Here is a 1,508-nt window from a genome sequence, read left to right on the forward strand (position 1 = left end):
CTGTCGCCTGCCATGCCCTGCATCCAGGTGGAGTTTGAGTGGTGCGCCCGACAGGAATCGAACCTGTAACCTTTAGCTCCGGAGGCTAACGCTCTATCCAATTGAGCTACGGGCGCACGAAGCCTCGCGAGCGGAGCGGCCTGCGTTTATAGCACATGGGCCGCGCCGGCGTCATGGCGCCCGAAGCGTTAGAAGTGCCGGGACGCGACGAGACGCAGGCGAGTTCCTGCTCCCTCTTCGTCATGACGAGGCGCGGAGCGCGTGGGCTGCGCCTGAGGAACCGACGCCGGCGGCGAGCTGTTTTTCATCGCCCGAGCGAAGACGCATTGCTCGAGGCCAAGATCGACCTCGAACGCCCGCACCGAGAGTGTGGCTCCCAGCGAGAGCACGGCCAGGTTCACCCGTCGCACGCTCCATGTATCGGTCTGAGCGTCGGCCTTGCCAAAGACCAGGAACGCGGGGCGCCATGACTCCACTTGTCCATGCGGGAGGATGTCGAGCCACTCCACGCTCGCCCGTCCACTCGCGCGGCGACGGATCGGAAACTGCTGCGACAGATGCCAGCGCTGCCAGTCTGCGTTTCCTCTCAGCCTGAAGATGCGCCGCTGGCCGAGCAGATCGACGAGCGTCGAGGTGAACGGCCACGATTCGATCTCACCCCGCGCCCGCGCGTCGAGATGAGCACTTTCGAATTCGAACAGCGTGCGGCGCCTGAGCGTCGGCGTGAGCTCGACCGCGGTGAGCCAGGAGTGGAGCGAGCCGTGCAGGTAATCCAGCCCGCCGAAGCTCTCTCCCCACCAGGACACGTCGCCTTGCACGTCGACCGCGAAACGCGTCCAGCGGAGCAGTGCCTGTGCTCGCGGTCGCCGCCAGCGCAAAGCCGCCTGGTCGAAGGCGGCGCTTCCGGAGGGAGCGAACTGATAGCTCGGCGCACGTGCGACGGCCTCGAACGGCAGCCACCGGGTGCGAGCGAGGGCGCCCTCGAGAACCAGCCCGTATCGCGCATTCCAGCGCGCATCGACCTGCTGTTTCTCCTGGACCAGATTGGCGGCGAGTGCGATCGGCTCATCGTAGAGATCGGAATTCAGCACCGCGGGTGTCCGGGCGCGCTCCCAGGCGGCCTGGACCGTCGTGCCGGATGGATGCTGGTAACGAACGCCTGCGCCGAAGCCGGCTCGCGCGCCGGGCGACGGCGACGACGAGGCGGCTCCCCTCAGCTGCCACGTGAGCGAGGGCAGGATCCCGAGCCGGATCCCGGCGTCGACTCCACCGCTCGAACCCTGTCCGGAGAAACTCCCCTGGCTTCCCTCCCATCCTAGAGACCAGCGCGGACGGTCGAGCTCGATGCCGGCGTTCCAGAGGATCCGCGAGAGACGACCTTCGACATTTGTCTGGACGGAGAGATCGCGGCTCTCGAATCCGGTTCCGTCGCTGGCCCGGAGTGGCTGGCTGGTGTCGAGCTCCACGCGCGATCCGGAAGCGGTGTGCAGGTTGAGATCCGACCACCA

The 1,508-nt window shown here is 66.8% G+C and carries 1 protein-coding gene and 1 tRNA gene; both read right to left on the reverse strand.

Annotated elements, in window-relative coordinates; translation table 11 throughout:
* Positions 1-39: 39 nt before the first annotated feature.
* Positions 40-116: transfer RNA gene (locus VFQ05_02715), tRNA-Arg, on the reverse strand.
* 72 nt (positions 117-188) lie between these two features.
* The coding region (locus VFQ05_02720; GenBank protein ID HET9325665.1) for a hypothetical protein at positions 189-1,508 on the reverse strand (1,320 nt) is incomplete at its 5' end.

The sequence above is a fragment of the Candidatus Eisenbacteria bacterium genome (genome assembly GCA_035712145.1).
Classification (GTDB): domain Bacteria; phylum Eisenbacteria; class RBG-16-71-46; order RBG-16-71-46; family RBG-16-71-46; genus DASTBI01.